This window comes from Mycobacterium sp. TY814 (assembly GCF_030755175.1).
Taxonomy (GTDB): domain Bacteria; phylum Actinomycetota; class Actinomycetes; order Mycobacteriales; family Mycobacteriaceae; genus Mycobacterium.
This window is the reverse complement of the sequence record NZ_JAUFRY010000005.1, coordinates 198872-215063: the sequence shown is the minus strand read 5'-3', so window position 1 is coordinate 215063 and position 16192 is coordinate 198872. Positions and strand designations below refer to the sequence as shown.

General features: G+C 65.9%; 14 protein-coding genes and 4 pseudogenes. 10 read left to right on the top strand and 8 right to left on the bottom strand.

Features of this window, described 5'->3' with window-relative positions:
* Position 1: 1 nt before the first annotated feature.
* Positions 2-1153 carry a sensor domain-containing diguanylate cyclase gene (locus QXH22_RS28920; protein ID WP_306240660.1) on the bottom strand — a complete coding sequence of 384 codons (1152 nt, stop codon included), beginning with the start codon at positions 1151-1153 and terminating at the stop codon, positions 2-4.
* A gap of 113 nt (positions 1154-1266) precedes the next feature.
* The gene (locus QXH22_RS28915; protein WP_306240659.1) at positions 1267-1731 is read right to left on the bottom strand and encodes a TSUP family transporter; all 465 of its coding nucleotides are present in this window, start codon (positions 1729-1731) and stop codon (positions 1267-1269) included.
* Positions 1732-1837: 106 nt separating this feature from the next.
* On the opposite strand from QXH22_RS28915, the gene QXH22_RS28910 reads away from it, so the two are divergent.
* The 8 genes from QXH22_RS28910 to QXH22_RS28875 all read left to right on the top strand — a co-directional run bounded on the left by QXH22_RS28910 (position 1838) and on the right by QXH22_RS28875 (position 9085).
* Positions 1838-2983, top strand: a complete 1146-nt coding sequence (locus QXH22_RS28910) for a cation:proton antiporter (protein ID WP_306277705.1) — start codon at positions 1838-1840, stop codon at positions 2981-2983.
* Between the two features lie 160 nt (positions 2984-3143).
* Positions 3144-3437: a hypothetical protein gene (locus QXH22_RS28905; RefSeq protein ID WP_306240657.1), complete on the top strand. Its 294-nt coding sequence runs from the start codon at positions 3144-3146 to the stop codon at positions 3435-3437.
* 107 nt (positions 3438-3544) lie between these two features.
* Positions 3545-4537, top strand: a complete 993-nt coding sequence (locus tag QXH22_RS28900; protein WP_306277704.1) for an NAD(P)H nitroreductase — start codon at positions 3545-3547, stop codon at positions 4535-4537.
* 64 nt (positions 4538-4601) lie between these two features.
* Complete coding sequence (locus QXH22_RS28895; RefSeq protein WP_306277703.1) at positions 4602-5726, top strand: 4Fe-4S dicluster domain-containing protein; 1125 nt, start codon at positions 4602-4604, stop codon at positions 5724-5726.
* Positions 5719-6570: an FAD/NAD(P)-binding protein gene (locus QXH22_RS28890; RefSeq protein WP_306277702.1), complete on the top strand. Its 852-nt coding sequence runs from the start codon at positions 5719-5721 to the stop codon at positions 6568-6570. Before QXH22_RS28895 ends, QXH22_RS28890 begins: the two co-directional genes overlap by 8 nt.
* On the top strand, positions 6571-7329 hold the full coding sequence (locus QXH22_RS28885) for an oxidoreductase (RefSeq protein ID WP_306240653.1): 759 nt from the start codon (positions 6571-6573) through the stop codon (positions 7327-7329).
* Positions 7326-8618, top strand: a complete 1293-nt coding sequence (locus tag QXH22_RS28880; protein ID WP_306277701.1) for a Ni/Fe hydrogenase subunit alpha — start codon at positions 7326-7328, stop codon at positions 8616-8618. The genes QXH22_RS28885 and QXH22_RS28880 overlap by 4 nt, the downstream gene beginning before the upstream one ends.
* A complete protein-coding gene (locus QXH22_RS28875) occupies positions 8615-9085 on the top strand; it encodes a hydrogenase maturation protease (protein WP_306277700.1) in 471 nt (156 codons plus the stop codon). Before QXH22_RS28880 ends, QXH22_RS28875 begins: the two co-directional genes overlap by 4 nt.
* Here the strand turns inward: QXH22_RS28875 and QXH22_RS28870 are convergent.
* The 3 genes and pseudogenes from QXH22_RS28870 to QXH22_RS28860 form a co-directional block, all read right to left on the bottom strand.
* Positions 9082-9732 (bottom strand): annotated as a pseudogene (locus tag QXH22_RS28870) (dienelactone hydrolase family protein); the annotation flags it as partial. The gene QXH22_RS28875 and the pseudogene QXH22_RS28870 overlap by 4 nt on opposite strands.
* A 123-nt stretch (positions 9733-9855) precedes the next feature.
* Positions 9856-10989, bottom strand: coding sequence for a hypothetical protein (locus QXH22_RS28865; RefSeq protein ID WP_306277699.1), 1134 nt, complete (start codon positions 10987-10989; stop codon positions 9856-9858).
* 99 nt (positions 10990-11088) lie between these two features.
* A pseudogene (locus tag QXH22_RS28860) lies at positions 11089-12192 on the bottom strand (long-chain fatty acid--CoA ligase); the annotation flags it as partial.
* A gap of 124 nt (positions 12193-12316) precedes the next feature.
* Here QXH22_RS28860 and QXH22_RS28855 point away from each other — a divergent pair.
* Positions 12317-13075, top strand: a pseudogene (locus QXH22_RS28855) (AMP-binding protein); the annotation flags it as partial.
* 380 nt (positions 13076-13455) lie between these two features.
* Here the strand turns inward: QXH22_RS28855 and QXH22_RS28850 are convergent.
* The 3 genes and pseudogenes from QXH22_RS28850 to QXH22_RS28840 form a co-directional block, all read right to left on the bottom strand.
* On the bottom strand, positions 13456-14205 hold the full coding sequence (locus tag QXH22_RS28850; protein WP_306277698.1) for an aldehyde dehydrogenase family protein: 750 nt from the start codon (positions 14203-14205) through the stop codon (positions 13456-13458).
* Between the two features lie 94 nt (positions 14206-14299).
* Positions 14300-15280: a TIGR03617 family F420-dependent LLM class oxidoreductase gene (locus tag QXH22_RS28845; protein ID WP_306277747.1), complete on the bottom strand. Its 981-nt coding sequence runs from the start codon at positions 15278-15280 to the stop codon at positions 14300-14302.
* Between the two features lie 18 nt (positions 15281-15298).
* Positions 15299-15493, bottom strand: a pseudogene (locus QXH22_RS28840) (succinic semialdehyde dehydrogenase); the annotation flags it as partial.
* A 460-nt stretch (positions 15494-15953) separates the two neighbouring features.
* Here QXH22_RS28840 and QXH22_RS28835 point away from each other — a divergent pair.
* Positions 15954-16178 carry an MbtH family protein gene (locus QXH22_RS28835; protein WP_306240625.1) on the top strand — a complete coding sequence of 75 codons (225 nt, stop codon included), beginning with the start codon at positions 15954-15956 and terminating at the stop codon, positions 16176-16178.
* The last annotated feature ends 14 nt before the right edge of the window (positions 16179-16192 follow it).

Genomic DNA, 16192 nt, shown 5'->3' with positions numbered 1-16192 from the left:
CCTAACTGCGCCGGCTCAGCTCCGGCATCAGCGCAGACGTGGCATCCGGTCCGATCAATCCCGCCAGGCGTGCCTTGATGCTTGCCTTCTTTTCGGCGTACATCAGTTCGTCAGCGCGGGCCAACAATTCGTCGACCGATGCGGTGTCGGCGGCGGGCGCCTGCACCAGCCCGATGCTGGCCGACAGCCGATAAGGCCGCTCGCCTGTTTGATTGAACCTTTGGAACGCCTCGACCAAGCGTTCTTTCAGCCGTACCGGATCGCCCTCGTTCTCGGTGGTCAGGACCAGGAACTCGTCCCCGCCGATGCGCGCGATGATGTCCGACTCGCGCAGCGTGGTGCGCAGCACCCGGGCCACATCGGTGATGAGCATGTCGCCGACATCGTGGCCGAGTTCGTCGTTGACCCGCTTGAGTCCGTCGAGATCGAGAAAGGCGAGCACACAGTTGCGGCGATGACGCCGCGCGGCCCGCAGCGCCTGGTCCGCGAGCAGGTAAAAACCGCGGCGGTTGTTCAGCCCGGTGAGTTCGTCAGTGACCGAAAGCCGGCGGATTTCCTCGTTGGCCTTCTCCAGTTCGGCGGTGCGGTCGCGTACCCGTTGTTCCAGTTCGCCGGAAACCTGCACATTTTCCATGGCGATCGAGGTCGAATCGGCCAAGGCTTGCAGCAGGCGCACTTCCTGATCGGAAGGCTGGTGCTGGTGCGCCCAATAGTTGCCGATGGCGCCGATCGGGTCGAGCCGGCGGATCGGCACCATCACCAGGCTCCTGACGAAGGTCGGCCGGTAAATGCCCTGCGGAATGCGCGAATCGACATAGATGTCGGGGATCACCGCGGCATCCCGGTTCAGCATGGCCCAGCCGCTGATGCAGGCCTCGATGGGGAAGCGGTTGCCCTTCCACAGCGGCGCTATCGCTTCCTCGTCGGCGTAGTAGCACTTGTCGTTGTCGCGCAACACAAATGTCGCGCCGTCGCAGCCGGTCAGCTCCCGTGCCGAGGTCCGGACGATGCGCTGGATATCGCCGAGGCTGCGGGCCAGGGACAACTCCTGAACCGCCCGCAACAGGCGTTCCATACCGTCGATGTAATCCGACGCCGCGGATTCAGCGGTGGACGTGTGGGAGGGCGCCGGTTCGGACAACTCGGCGTGCATGGGCACCTCCGTACTAGACCGGCCGCTATCGAAAACTCGGCCGACAAGTCAGGGCTGTACGCTACACCGGTCGATCGGATTATGGCCCTTGATTTCACCGTCAGCTGAGTCGCTCAGATCAGTGCCTGCCACGCGTAGACGACGGCGGTGATCACCGCGAGTGCCCCCAGGGTTGCCCGCAATGCGCCTTCGGGCACGCGCGGCGCGATGGCGGCGCCCACATAGCCACCGATCAGGCCGCCTGCTCCGGCCACGATCCCGACGCACCAATCGGGTGCGATGTCCAAGCCGTGCGCAGTGGTGGCCAGAACGGTGTAGGTGGCCGCGCCGACGACGGAAGTGACCAGTGTCGAGGTCAGCGCGGCCGGTGCGACCGTTGCGACGGGCAGACCGCGGGCAATCAGAACCGGGCTGAGCAGTGACCCTCCACCGATTCCGTAAATGCCGCCGATGATCCCAACGGCCAGGCCCAGCAAGCCGATTGAGCGAGATGACAGCTGGCGGAGGGTTGCCTGCCTCGGTGCCTGACGGCGTGCCACCAGCCAAATGCCAAGGGGAAGAAGGACGGTATCGGGCAAACCCGTTCATCGGACCACCGTTTGACTCACCTGGCCGCCCAACGCCATGCCGACCCCGGACCCGTGCAAAATATCTTGATGCGGGTCGAGTCGAAGGTCGGATGACGTGCAGGGTTTCGGCTTCTCGACGCTGGCGCTGGTGACCGCCATCGGTTTTGCCGGTCCGTTGTTGGCCGCCGTTCCCCGGCTGCGGATCCCGGTGGTCATCGGTGAATTGCTCGCCGGACTCGCGGTCGGCAACTCGGGATTCGGAATCATCGACGTGGGCAACGCGACATTGCAGTTTCTCGCCAATATCGGCTTCGCGCTGGTGATGTTCGTCGTCGGGACCCAGATTCCGGTCCGCGGCCTGCAATTGCGCGCCGCATTGCCGTTGGCCGGCGCACGCGCCGGCTTGGTGGCTGCCGTCGCGACGGCGCTGGGATTGCTCCTCGCCTTCGAGTTTCACAATGGTCACGGTGCGCTGTACGCGGTGTTGATGGCGTCGTCGTCAGCGGCGCTGGCATTGCCGATAATCCAGTCCCTGAAGTCCAGGGCGTCTGCCGTTGTTCTGGTGTCCGCGCAGATCGCGGTCGCCGACTGTGCGTGCATTCTTCTGTTGCCGTTGGCGATTGAGCCGGATCGGGCGCTGATCGCGGCACTGAGTGCACTGTCGATCGCCGGCTGTGCCGTGGCGATCTTCGTACTATTGCGCGAGTTCGACCGCCGGGGGCTGTTGCGCCGTGTGCACGTCCACTCCAAAAAGGACCGGCTCGCACTGGAATTGCGGACCAGCCTGCTGCTGCTCTTCGCGCTGGCGTCGGTCGCCGTCGCCACCCGGGTCTCGATCATGTTGTCAGGCTTCGCCCTCGGCCTGGCGGTCGCCGCCGTCGGCGAGCCACGCCGGCTGGCGCGCCAATTGTTCGGCATCACCGAAGGGTTCTTCAGTCCGTTGTTCTTCGTATGGCTGGGCGCGTCCCTGCAAGTGCGCGAGCTGATCGCGAATCCCAGGTTCGTCCTCCTGGGAGTGGGCCTCGGGGCAGGCGCGCTGATAGCGCATTGCGCTGCCAGATTCCTCGGCCAGCCGCTGACACTCGCCGTGCTCTCCGGGGCACAACTCGGTGTACCGGTCGCGGCAGCGACGATCGGAACGGAGCGCCACCTGTTCGCGGGGGGCGAGGCCGCAGCCCTGATTCTCGGTGCCCTGATCACTATCGGCGGCACGTCGATCGCGGGCCGGCTGGCGGCGCGGCGACACGGCGTGCCGAGCTAAGGACATTCGACTCCCGGGCATCCGTGACCAAGGGCCCGCGCGCCTGGGACTTCGGCACGCTCACGCGGCGACCGAAGCACTGCGGACCGGTTCCGTTGGGCCCTATATGCCGCGGTGCGCTCCTGGTCAGATTGACCCAAGGCTGATCGAGGAGGCCGCAATGACGAAATTCTGGTTATTGGCCACCGACCACTTGACCCTGGGGTGGCTCAACCGGCCGGCGATATCGCCGGTGAGCCTGTACCACGTCACCGACCGGCTTCATGACGGACGCACGGTCGACGTGCCGGGTCACCAGATCGCGCCGACGGTCTCAGGGTGGCTCGCCGAGCTGGGCGTGGAAAGCCCGCTGGTAGACGACCTGGCGCGGGCGGCGCAGGCGGGCGACTGGGCGGCGGTCTATGCCGTCGGTGAGCACCTGTCCGTAGAGGTCACCATTGCCGCGGCCGCTTGAGCAGTAAAGGCACAAAGTCCCGTCGAATGAGGACGCCGTGCCCTCGTCCCGGCGGGGTTCGTCACGCTTTTGTGGATACAGGACATAGGTGGAAAGGAACGCAAGGGATGAGCGCACGCTTCCCGGATGAAGGCACAATCCGGACAGTTCTCACGCTGGCGTCTCGGGCGCCGTCGGTACACAACACCCAGCCGTGGCGCTGGCGGGTGCACACGTCCAGCCTCCATCTCTACTCCGACACCAGCCGTCAACTGCCCCACACCGATCCGGACGGGCGCGACTTGATCCTCAGTTGCGGTGCCGCGCTGAATCATTGCGTCACCGCGCTGGCGGCCGTCGGGTGGCAGGCCAAGGTGTCCCGGCTGCCCAACCCGGCCGATCCCAGCCATCTGGCCGCGATCGAAGTGATTCCGCAGGTGCCTGATCAGCGCGACATTGTGCTGGCCGCCGCGATGCCGCGGCGGCGAACGGACCGGCGGCACTACAGCTTCTGGCCGGTTCCCGTAGGTGACGTGGCGCTGATGGCTGCGCGGGCGGCCCGCTTGGGGGCTGCGCTGCACCGGGTCGAATCGATGGAAATGCTGAATACCTTTGTACTGCAGTCGATGTCACAACACGCGGCCGATCCCGCTTACCTGGCGGAACTGACCGCCTGGAGCGGCCGGCACGCGTCTAACTCGGGAGTCCCCGCCCGTAACGCGCCGGCGCCGGACCCGGCCGCGAGGATATCCGGCCGTCGTTTCGCAGGCGCCGCACTGGCCATGCCGCCCGACGTCCACGCAGAAGACGACAACGGCGTGATCCTGGCGCTCGGCACCCGCAATGACGACCGACTGGCCCGGTTGCGTGCCGGCGAGGCCAGCAGCGTTGTGCTGCTGACCGCGACGGCAATGGGGCTGGCGAGTTGTCCGGTCACCGAACCGCTGGAGATCGAGGAAACGCGCGCCGCCGTACGTGCGGATGTGTTCGGCAACAACAACTATCCCCAGATGCTGTTCCGCGTCGGATGGGCCCCCATCAACGCGGACCCCTTACCGGCGACGCCCCGGCGCGCGCTGTCGGACACGGTGGAGTGGTTGGCTGCTGCGGACGCCCGGTAAGTGGTCGTGAATAACGGCTGTCGACGGTTGACAGCCCCCGCCGAAGTGGACGGATGATGGGTTGATGACCGGAGACGGGGGAGACGTCGGCACTGGACTCCTGGACACCGCGGGTTTGCACGGTCTTGTCGACGTGCTGACTGCCCGCGGATTCCGGGTCATCGGCCCGACCTTGCGCGACAACGCCATCGTGCTGGCCGAATTGAGTTCGGCGAGCGACCTGCCACACGGTTGGGGTGTCGAGGTGAGCCCGGGGCACTACCGAGTGCGCCGACGTGACGACCAGGCAGCGTTCGGCCATTCAGCGGGACCACAGTCGTGGAAACAGTTCCTGCACCCGCCCCGGCAACGGATCTGGGCCGGCGCTCGTGACGGCAGTGTGGTGGAGGAACCCGAGGAGACGCCGCGCTATGCGTTTCTGGGAGTGCGAGGCTGTGACCTCGCCGCCATCGCGACGCTCGACCGCGTGCTGGGCGCCGGCGCGTATCCGGACAACGCCTTCGTCACCCGGCGGCGGCAGATCTTCGTGGTCGCGGTCAATTGCACGGAGCCCGGCGGGCTGTGCTTCTGCGCGTCGATGGGCACCGGGCCGGCGGCGGGGCCCGGATACGACCTGGCTCTGACCGAGCGCACCGACGGAGTCGGTGCGGCATCATATGTCGTCGACGTCGGGACTCCGGAGGGCGCCGAGATATTGGCGGCGGTGCCGCACCGGGCGGCGACAGAGAGCGAAAGCAGTTGCGCCCGAGAGGAAGTCGCAAATGCCGCGCACCGAATGGGTCGCCAGATGCCGGAGGGAGACCTGCGCAACCTGCTGCTCGACGCGCGCGAGTCGCCGCAGTGGGAAGAGGTGGCCGGCCGCTGCCTGACCTGTGGCAATTGCACCATGGTGTGCCCCACCTGTTTCTGCACCAGCACCGAAGACGTCACCGACCTCACCGGCGATCACGCAGAACGCTGGCGGGAGTGGGCGTCCTGCTTCGAATTCGACTTCACCTTCATTCACGGCGGGGGCAGCGTCCGTCAATCGGGCGCCTCGCGCTACCGGCACTGGTTGACGCACAAGTTGGGTACCTGGCACGACCAGTTCGGTATGTCCGGTTGCGTCGGCTGCGGGCGCTGCATCGCCTGGTGCCCCACGGGGATCGACATCACCGCCGAGATGAACAAGATGGCCGGCGATGAGTGACTGGACCACGACGCCGCACGTCTCAGCGATGGACCCCCTGCCGTACCGGGTCCGTAGTCGTGTGGTGGAAAGCCCGGATTCGGCGACTTTGTGCCTCGAGCCGGTCGACCGGGCGGTGCGATCGCCCGAGCCCGGAGAGTTCATGATGCTCTACGCATTCGGTGTCGGCGAAGCGGCGATCTCGATCAGTGGCGACCCGACCGTCAAGGACGGATCCATCACCCATACGGTGCGAGCGGTGGGTGCGGTCAGTCGTGCCCTGCACGACGCCCAGCCGGGAACCTTGGTCGGGGTTCGGGGTCCGTTCGGCACCAGCTGGGGGCTGGCCGATGCCGAGGGCCGCGATCTGGTGATGGTCGCCGGCGGCGTGGGGCTGTGCCCGTTGCGGCCGGCGATCCTGGGTGCGCTGGCGCACCGCGAGCGCTACGGCAAGGTGATGCTCGTCGTTGGTGCCCGCTCGCCGGCCGATTTCGTCTTCGTCGACCAGCTGAAGACGTGGGCCGATGATCCGCGAATCGAGTTGCATCTGATCGCCGACGCGGCGACCCAGGGTTGGGAAGGGGAAGTCGGGCTGGTCACCGAACCCTTGCGCCGCCTCACTCTGAATGCCGAGCGCACCAGTGCCTTTTTGTGCGGGCCGGAGCCGATGATGCGATTCGGTGCGGCGGAGCTGATGTCCAAAGGTGTAGCCGCGCGGGATATTCGGGTGTCTCTGGAGCGAAATATGCAATGCGGAGTCGGCTGGTGCGGCCACTGTCAGCTCGGCCCGCTGCTGCTGTGCCGCGACGGGCCGGTCGTCGGTTACGACGTGGCCGGCCCGCTGATGCAGGTGAAGGAGCTGTAGATGAGCCGAGTCAAACTGGCGGTGTGGAAGTTCGCGTCCTGCGACGGCTGTCAGCTGACCCTGCTGGACTGCGAGGACGAACTGCTGACCCTGGCCGACCAGGTCGAGATCGCCAACTTCGCCGAGGCATCCAGCGCGACGACCGCGGGGCCCTACGATGTCTCGCTGGTCGAGGGCTCGATCACCACCCCGCACGACGAACGTCGCATCCGTGAGATTCGCGACCAGTCAAAGGTATTGGTCACCATCGGCGCGTGTGCCACCTCCGGGGGAGTCCAGGCCCTGCGCAACTTCGCCGACGTCACCGAGTTCGCGTCGGTCGTCTACGCCAAACCGGAATACATTGACACGCTGGCGACTTCCACGCCGGCCTCAGCCCATGTCAAGGTCGACTATCAGCTGCAAGGCTGCCCCATCGACCGCGGTCAGCTCCTTGACACGCTGGCGGCCCTGCTGGTCGGACGCAAGCCGCGGTTGCCGGCGAAGACGGTGTGCACGGAGTGCAAACTGCGCGGCGTCACCTGCGTCATGGTGGCCGACGGCATACCGTGCCTGGGCCCCGTCACGCACGCCGGTTGCGGGGCGCTGTGCCCTCGGCACCACCGCGGATGTTTCGGGTGCTTCGGTCCCTCTGCCGCACCGAAAACCGCGACGCTGATTCCGCTGCTGCGTCATGACGGAATGTCGGAGACCGATGTCGAGCGGGTGTTCTCCACGTTCAACGTGGCACGATTCGCAGCGGAACGGAGCGAGCAGTGACGTCCTCGGACCGCACCCTGCGGGTCGGAACACTCACCCGCGTCGAAGGGGAAGGGGCGCTCAACGTCACGCTCAAAGACGGCGCACTGGAATCCGTCGAGCTCAATATCTACGAGCCGCCAAGGTTTTTCGAAGCGTTCCTGCGGGGACGCGCGCACAGCGAACCGCCGGACCTGACCGCGCGGATCTGCGGCATCTGCCCGGTGGCGTATCAGCTCAGCGCCTGCAACGCCATCGAAGATGCCTGCGGGGCCGAGATCGACGACGAGATCGTCGCTCTGCGCCGGCTACTGTACTGCGGCGAATGGATCCACAGCCACGTCCTGCACATCTACCTGCTGCACGCCCCGGACTTCCTGGGCTATCCCGACATCGTCAGCATGGCCCGCGACCACCGCGACGTGGTAGAACGCGGACTGGCGCTGAAAAAGGCGGGTAACCGCCTGATGGAGTTCGTCGGTGGCAGGGCCATCCATCCGATCAACCTGCGACTCGGTGGGTTCTATTCGGTGCCAACCCGTTTCGAGCTCAATCCCATCGCGCAGGAATTGCGCACCGCGATGGACCACGCACTGGCCACCGTGGAATGGGTATCCGGATTCGAGTTCCCCGATCTCGAACTGGACCATGAGATGTTGGCGCTCACCGCTTCCGGTCGCTACGCGATCGAGAACGGGACCATCGCGCGCAGTCCCGGTCGGCCTTTTGCGGTGGCCGATTTCATGCAGCACGTCGTCGAGTCGCAAGTGCCGCATTCCACGGCGCTGCACGCGACGCTGGATGGCGGTCGCTACCTGACCGGACCGCTGGCCCGGTATTCGTTGAACTCGGGGGCCCTGTCACCGGTAGCGGCCCAGGCGGCCCGTCGGGCCGGAATGGCGGGTCAGTGCCGAAACCCGTTCCGCAGCATTATCGTTCGTGCTGTAGAGGTGGTCTACGCGATCGAGGAGGCGTTGCGGATCATCGACGAGTATGAGCGCCCGCCGCGGCCGTTCGTCGAAGTGGCGGCCCGCGCCGGAATCGGGCACGGGGTCAGCGAAGCACCCCGGGGCCTGCTCTACCACCGGTACCACATCACCGCGGACGGGCAGGTATCCGCGGCGACCATCATCCCGCCGACCTCGCAGAACCAGGCGGCTATCGAAGCCGACCTCAGCCGGGTGATCTCCGAGAACCTCGACCTGGAGGACGCTGCACTCACCGCGCTGTGTGAGAGGGTGATCCGCAACTACGACCCCTGCATCTCCTGCTCGACCCACTTCCTGACGCTGACGGTCCGGCGCACGTGAGCGCCCGAGTCGCCGTGATCGGCCTCGGAAATCGGTACCGGCGCGACGACGGGGTCGGCATCGCCGCCGCCCGGGCACTCGACGAATTGGCGCTGCCCGGCGTCGAAGTGGTGACCGGCATCGTGGATCCGCTGACACTGCTTGACTTTTGGTCGGGCGCGCGACTGGCCGTCATCGTCGACGCGGCGGTCACGCGCGTTCCGATGGCGGGCCGTATCCATTGCTGCAACCTCGATGACGTGCTCAGTTCCCCGAATCGGCTGAGCTCGCACCGCATCGATATCGGCGGCGCTTACGCGCTCGGCCACGCAATGGGTCGGGTACCGGAGGAGCTACAGATATTTGCCGTCGACGTCGCCGACACCGGTCATGGTCTCGGATTGAGCCAGCCGGTCGAGCGGGCCATCCCCGAGGTAGTCGCGCTGGCCGTCGCCGAAATCAGCCGTGTGACAGAGCTTTCGGCTTAGCTTTCCGGTCGGTTGAGGTGGTTGGTGAACCACCCACGTGCCAGCATCGCCACTTGCTCGAGGGTGCCGGGTTCCTCGAACAGATGGGTGGCGCCGGGCACCACGGCGATTTTGCACTCGGCAGGCATGGCCGCACGCGCTCGGCGGTTGAGTTCCAGGACCATCTCGTCGCGCCCACCGACGATCAACAGGGTGGGTGAGTGGACGTGGCGTAACGCCTCGCCCGCCAGGTCGGGCCGGCCGCCGCGAGACACGACAGCCGCCACCTTGACCCCGGGATTGGCGGCAGCGGCCAGCGCCGCGCCCGCGCCGGTACTCGCGCCGAAGTAGCCGACGGGCAGCGCCGCGGTGTCGGGCTGGGCGGCAAGCCAGCCGGTGATGTCGACGAGGCGGGAAGCCAGCAGCGGGATATCGAAGACGTTGGCGCGGTCACGTTCCTCATCCGGTGTCAGCAGGTCGAAAAGCACCGTCGCGAAACCCGCATCGTTGAGAACCCGCGCGACGTACTGGTTGCGGGGGCTGTGCCTGCTGCTCCCGCTGCCGTGCGCGAATACCACCACACCCTTGGGTTGCTGGGGAATGGTCAGATGACCCGCCACCGAAACCCGCCTGACGGCTACCACAATTTCCTCGTCACGCAGCGGTGGCTTCTTGAACTCGCTCATGAGTCGAGTGTCAATCGTTCTGCCGTAGCGCGACATGGCCACAAGTCACTTCGCTCAGCGACGAAGTTCCCCTCTTGGGCAGCGGCGGCGCCGGGGTCGTGAATGTCACGGTCGCGAGTCGGAGGTGCTGGCAAGTCGGTCGTTCGCCGCGTAACGCAAAAGCGCGGCGACACCGTCGGTGGGTGTGATCCGACCCTCCGCCCGAACCAGTTTCGCCCCCACGGCGATAGCGCTGAAGGGCAGCGCCTCGTCGGCCCGCGCAATGCGGCCTACCGGTTCGCCGAAGTCGGAGAGCACGTCAGCGTCGGGCGCCACTGCGGTCAGCGCTGCACCGGTGACGACGGTCGCGTCGCCCATCTCACCGACGATGAGCGTCTCGACATCGCCTTCGCGCAGCGCCGCACAGACCGCGGCGAGGCCGTCGGCCGCCAAACCTGAGCCACGGCCGATTTCGGCCTCGAGCCGCTCCGCGATGTCCGCCATCTCCAGGTCGTGGCGCCGAGCGAACTCCGGTGTGGTGAGCCGATATATCTCGGCGTAGTTGACGTCGCCACGGTGCCCTTCGGCGTGTAGTTGCGCCACCCGCTGCGTCACCCGCTTCGGGAGTTCGGCCATCACATCGGCTCGGGAACGCACCTCCCCGCTGAGGAACACCACTTCGGGGTCCGCTTCGTCGACCAGATGAATCAGGTGATCGGCGATTGCGCGGCAGTTCATCCGGATGGCTTCCTCGGTGGTGTGCTGCATGTCGCCGTAACCGTTCCAGCCAGCGGTCGCCGGCTTGTGCACCGGGTAGCCGCTGCCCTCAACAGTGGTCGAACTGGTGGTCCGCCGCTTGTACAGGGTCACATCCGCACCGGTGTGGTCGACCGCGGCGAATACGTATGTCGGTCGCCGCATTTCGTGCGCGATCAGTGGCAGCACGTACGGGTAGTCGGACAACCGGATGACAGTGGACTGGGGCGGGCTGATCAACTGCTCGTTGATCAGCACCTTGGCGCGGGTGACGATCACCGCACGGCCGCGTCGTCCCACCGCAGGCTGGTGGTGCAGGATCGCCTCCTCGAGCCTCTCGAGTACGCCCGTGCTGGCGCCCAGATCCTCGACCTGCCCGCGGATGTCGCGCCACTTGGCCTCGAGCTGGCCGGCCGCGTCGGCGGCATCGTGGGAGTCGTCGAAATAGACCGACGCAAACGGACCCGCTATTTTCGTCAGCCACCGCAGGTGTTCTGAGAGCATGAGATCCCCTTCTGTTAGTGCGGCTGAGCATGTGTTCGCCCGCAACGGTATGAAAGGCGAACCGGCGGTGGCAGAGTCGTAAGCCCTCCGATCGGGGTCTTAAGTCCCTGCCGTGACCGGCTCATAGAGTTCGGCGAGGCGATCTGTGCACTTGTCGATGACCACCTTGCGGCGAAGTTTCATGCTCGGTGTGAGGTCGCCCGCTTCGATCGACAGTTCGCGGTCCAGGATGGCGAACTTCTTGATCTGCTCCCAGCGATTCAGCTCCGAGTTCAGCGTGTCGATGTAACCCGCGATCAGCTCGCGGGTCTGCCCGTCGCGCGCGATCTCCGCCAAGGACCTACCGGACAGACCGTGCTTTTGGGCCCATTCCGTGATGGCTTCACCATCCAGGGTCACCAGTGCCACGCAGTACGGCTTGGCTTCCCCGATCACGATGAGTTCGCCGGCATAGGGGCAGAGGCCCTTGAATCGCACTTCGATCGCTGAGGGTGCCACGTATTTGCCCTGGGAGGTTTTGAACATGTCCTTCTTGCGGTCGGTGATCCGCAAGAATCCGTCGGGGTCGATCTCGCCGATGTCGCCGGTGTGAAACCAGCGCTCGTCGTCCAGTGCCTCGGCGGTCGCGTCCGGTAGATCGTGGTACGACGTCATCACGCCGGGCCCACGGAGCAGGATCTCGCCGTCCTCGGCGATCTTCACCTCCGTCGCCGGGAAAGGCCACCCGACAGTTCCGAACCGGTAAGCGTTGGGCCGGTTGATGAATGAGGCCGCCGCCGTCTCCGTCAGCCCGTAACCCTCGAGCACCACGATGCCGACGGCGTCGAACCACTGGGCGACGTTGCGGTCCAGTTTCGCGGCGGCGGAGACGAAGAATCGCACCCGTCCGCCGAAACGCTCGCGAATCGTGGAGAACACCAAGCGGTCCGCGACCCGGTAAGCCACCGAGGATGCCCAGGACGGTTTGCGGCCTGCTTGCCGGGTCTCGGAAACCTTCAAGCCGACCGTAATGGCCCAGTCGAAGATCCTCTTCTTCAACCCGCCCTGCTCACCGACCATATTGACGATGCGGGCATGCGCCTTTTCGAAGATGCGTGGCGCCGCGCCCATGACGGTGGGGCGCACGGCGGCGAGATTGTCGACGATCCGTTCGACCCTTCCGTCGATGGCGGTGGGAAATCCGATCTGCAGCGGCAGCGCCAGCCTGGGTGATGTCTGAGTGAGGCCAGATGACCAGGCCGGAAGGGACTTAAGTCACTCGCGTCCCGGATGCCGTCGTCGTAGCGTCGATAGACGGTATTCGGCTCGGAAAGCACGGATGAGCGCCATGAACACACCGCTAGCCTCACTGGAGAGGCCGGACCTCAGCAAGATCGAGCAGCGCGCCCCCTCGGTGGCGCACTTGTTCCGCAGCCGCGTCGCGGCGACCCCGCATGCCGAAGCTTTCCGGTACCCACGCGGCAGCGGCTGGGAGAGCGTGACATGGCAACAGGTCGGCGAGCGAGTGCAGAACATCGCGGCCGGACTGATCGCGTTGGGAATCGCCCCGGAAGATCGGGTCGCGCTCGCGTCCTCGACCCGCTATGAGTGGGTACTCGTCGATTTCGCGGTGATGTGTGCAGGAGCCGCGACGACCACCGTGTACCCGACGACGAATGCCACCGATGTCGCCTATATCGTCGCCAACTCGGGAAGCCGCGTGGTAGTCGCCGAAAACCAGGCGCAGGTCGACAAACTGCTCGAACATCGAAGTGCGCTACCCGCTGTGGCCAACGTCGTGATCATCGATGGCGACGGTGACGGCGACTGGGTCCTGACGCTGGACGAACTCGAGCGTCGGGGCCGGCAACTGCTCGCCCGGTCCCCCGACGTCGTCGACGCGCGGATCGCGGAGGTCGGACCGAACCGGCTGGCCAGCCTCATCTACACCTCCGGGACGACCGGACGGCCGAAAGGCGTCCGGTTGACACACGAGGCCTGGACCTACACCGCCGCGGCCATCGACGCGCTGAATGTGCTTGGCCCTGAGGATCTCAACTTCCTGTGGCTGCCGCTGGCCCACTCTTTCGGCAAGGTGATGCTTGCCCAGATGGTCTTGACCTGCAGGCCGCCCTCGGGGGCGATGCCGGCGGGTAACGCCATCTGGAAATCCTGCGCCATCACCGGCGCGTTGCCGGCCAGCATCGCCACCTCCGCGGCACTGGCCATTTGCGGCGCGGCGACCGCCGGCGCGGCCGTCTGGCTTGGCGGAGCTGCTGCCGCGGCCGAGGGGCTGTCGGGGCAGCAGGGAATGGTGTGCGTGGTGTCCTGGGCATAGATCATCCCACCGGCGAGCACCAGCGAGGCCGCGATGGCCAGCCAGCGGCCCCAGCCCTTCGCTTCGGCGTCTTTGCCCACCCACAGCACTCTAGTGTCGTGTGGGGCCTGTGTGGCAGTCTTCGCGCGGGTTGTCTGCAGTTTTCTCGTTCAGTTCCGCCCGGGCAGCTTCATCACCGTGCGCACGATGGGCAGCAGCGACTTCTGCCACAGGGTTGACGGAAGGCCGAAGGGTGGATCGAGATTGAACACCCGCGCAGTGGCGATCGTCTGCGACTCGGTGTACTTCAACAGGCCCTCGGGACCGTGGCGCCGGCCGACACCCGACTGGCCCATCCCGCCCATGGGTGCGCTGAGGCTGCCCCAGGCAAAGGCATAACCCTCGTCGACGTTCACCGTTCCCGAACGCAACCGGGCGGCGATCTGCTGGCCTTCGGCCGGCGTGCGCGCCCACACGCTCGCGTTGAGGCCGTATTCGGTGTCGTTGGCCTTCTCCACGGCCTCATCGACGTCTGCGACCGGGTAGATCGAAACCAGCGGTCCGAAGGTCTCGTTGGCCGCGCACTCCATCTCCGGCGTCACGTCGGTGAGCACGGTCGGCTCGTAGAACAGGGGACCGACGTCGGGCCGAGCCTTGCCGCCGGCGATCACCTTGGCGAGGTCTCGATACCGCCGGATGATGTCGATGCGCTCGGTGACGGGCCGCCTGGCCCATTCGAACTGCGCCGCACGTGCCTGGGCGAAGGCGGCGGCGACATCGTCGGCCGTGGCAACCGGGATCGTGGTCAGTGGTTTGCCGGTGAAGACCTCGTCGATCGTCTTGGTTGGACGTGCGTCGATGTCCTTGATCGCGGCAAGCTGACGCAAGCGGTCGAAAACCTCGGCTGACGGTGCAGGCATATCGCTACCCTCCAAAGAACACGCGCATCTGTGACCTCAGCCTATCGGTCTGGACAGCGGGAGTGTTCTGCGTCAGTGGCCCGGCGTTCTGCTTTCAGGCGCGGCCACCGGAAAGCCGTTGTGCGACTTCTCCATACCGCTCGAATCGGTCGGGGTCGCTCAGGGCGTTGTAGAGGACGAGTCGGGTGGCGGTGCCTTCGTACTTGTCGACGAGGGCGTGCGCCAACCCGTCCCAGGTCGACTCGGTGGCAAATACCGTGAGGTGGTCATCGGTGATCTGGGCTGCCATCCCCTTGAAGTCGCCGGCCTTCTGCTTTTCCCGGATCCGGGCCGTGGTGCCCTCGAACCCGGCCTCGTCCAGGATGAAGGAGTAGTTGGGCGTGCTTGCGTAGAAGCTGATGCTCGCTCGCGCCATTTCACGCTCCCGGTCGCGCTCTTCGTCGGTGTCGCCGACGATCGTCATGACCGGCACGATCACCGAAACCTCGGATGTGTCGCGTCCTGCCTTGCGGGCCCCCGCGGCGACGTTGGGTGTGACGTGGCGGCTGAGATAGCCGGGTTCGCCGAGCGGATGGACGTGTACCCCGTCGGCCACTTCGCCCGCCATCCGCAGCATCCAGGGATTGACTGCAGCGACGTCGACCTTGGGATCGGGGGCGTCGATGGGGCCGGCGCTCCACTGCGGCGTGATGAAGTCGAGGTCGTAGAACTCGCCATGATGATCGAGTTTTCCGGTGCGGAACGCGCTGAAGCAGGCTTTGACGGCGCGCACATAGTCGCGCAGGCGGGGCCCCGGTCGTTCGAATGCCATCCCGTATCGCCGGACCACGTGCGTGCGAACCTGGGTGCCGAGACCGAGACGGAAGTTGCCGTTGGTCGCTTCCTGCAGTTCCCATGCTGTTGCCGCGGTAACGAACGGGCTGCGCGGAAACGCAACGGCGACGCCGGTCGACAACTCGAGGCCGGGAGCCGCCTGGGAGGCCACGGCGGCGTTCAGATAGGCGGTGCGGCCGGTTTCGGTGAACAGCAGGCCGGAGAAGCCGGCGGCCTCGGTACGTCTGGCGGTATCGCCGATCTGCGTTAACGGTAGCGGGAAGCAGACCGTGGTTTTGCCGATCGCGGGCAGCAGCGACTGTACGTTCTGCGGCTTGAGCAGCTTGGCGGTGACGCGCACGTAGTAGTTCGCGTTCGCCATCAGGTCGACGATTTCCTCCTGGGCCGCCCACCGTGCTTTGCCGGCTTCGGCCTGCAGAAGGTCCATCAGGAAGTCGCGGTTCTCGATCACCATAGTCATCGCGTCGACCTGCACGGGTCGAACGCTACCTCCGCCGGTGCCCGCTGTTACACCGCACCGAAAAATGCCCGGCCAACCGCACCGGGCAGGCACGTGACGATGCGTCACAGCCGCGGTGTCGAAGGCTCCCAAAACGGCTGATCGTCAGTGAATTTGAGCGCAAGAATTCCGCAAGAACTTCGTGAACTTGTGGCAAGCGTTGGTGCGCATCGTATGTGGTGTCCGATGGTTGCGGATCTTGGGATCGGTAGCGGGCCATCCGACGCGCAATTGACCGGACTGGCCCGGTCCTGAGTACTCGGAGGTGGACACCGATGACGCGCCCGGAAACCCAGCCGGCCCGAGCTGAATATCGCCGCTCCGTCTGGCCCCGAATCAAAGGTTGCTGGTGCTATGTTGACGTCGCTGTCGGTTCTGCCCATGATTTGTTCCCGCTCGGCGGTTAGGAGTACGAGTGAGTGCCAACCCATTCGACGACGACAATGGTCGCTTCTTCGTACTCGTCAACGACGAGGAGCAGCACAGCCTTTGGCCGGAATTCGCCGACGTGCCGGCCGGCTGGCGCGTGGTGTACGGCCTCTCGGACCGGGCCGCGTGTCTGGAATACATCGAGCAGAACTGGCCCGATATACGACCGAAAAGCTTGCGCGACAGATTGGCGCAGGACGCGGGCCGCTGAGTTCCCTGCCGTCT